1 protein-coding gene is annotated in these 236 nt (G+C 54.2%); it reads right to left on the reverse strand.

The genetic code is table 11. The features are described from left to right. Positions 1-236, reverse strand: a 236-nt coding sequence (locus SB847_RS22250; RefSeq protein WP_410578935.1) for a solute carrier family 23 protein, incomplete at both ends; no start/stop codon positions are given.

The following is a 236-nucleotide window of genomic DNA, read 5'->3' on the forward strand; positions in this document are numbered from 1 at the left end:
CGGTTGAAATACTGGACGTTAACGGCATCGCCAAAATGACGAGAAAGGCCGGGAACGCTTCATGAAGCTCATCCCAGCGGATATTCGATACCGCGCCCATCATCAGGCTGCCGACAATAAGCAGAGCCGGTGACGTAATCGCGGACACTTCCGATAAGACGCTGACAAGAGGGCTGAAAAACATGGACACGGCAAACATAACGGCTATCGTCAGCGCCGTCAGACCCGTTCTTCCG

Source organism: Bacillus sp. SIMBA_026 (genome assembly GCF_046535335.1).
Taxonomy (GTDB): Bacteria; Bacillota; Bacilli; order Bacillales; family Bacillaceae; genus Bacillus; species Bacillus velezensis.